This window comes from Frankia sp. Mgl5, from assembly GCF_023242985.1.
GTDB classification, from domain to species: domain Bacteria; phylum Actinomycetota; class Actinomycetes; order Frankiales; family Frankiaceae; genus Parafrankia; species Parafrankia soli.
In genome coordinates this window covers 1-303 of record NZ_JALKFY010000041.1, presented here as the reverse complement: position 1 = coordinate 303, position 303 = coordinate 1, and the positions used below count along the sequence as shown (strand labels likewise).

General features: G+C 69.6%; 1 pseudogene. It reads right to left on the bottom strand.

The features are described from left to right. Window positions 1-138 precede the first annotated feature (138 nt). Window positions 139-303: pseudogene (locus MXD62_RS08270) on the bottom strand (MaoC family dehydratase); the annotation flags it as partial.

Below are 303 nucleotides of genomic sequence, written 5' to 3'. Positions count from 1 at the left end.
CGCCGATACAGCGCGTTACTCTCCGCCGGACTCGAATGACCCGCGTAGGTCCGCACGATCCACGGCCGGTCACGCTCATACCCCGTGGGCCGGGCCTGATCGGTCCTTGGAGGTCGACCGGTAGGCGACTCCGCCATGTCAGCCCGCTTCCCGGTGTGCGGGCCGGCCAGGCTGCTCGCCCCCGCGCGCCTCGCCGTAGGACCGTTTGGGGACCATGACCTTGCGTCGGTAGATGCAGACCAGGGTGCCGTCCTGGTTGAGGCCGCGGGTCTCGACCGTCACGATGCCGCGGTCGTCCTTGCT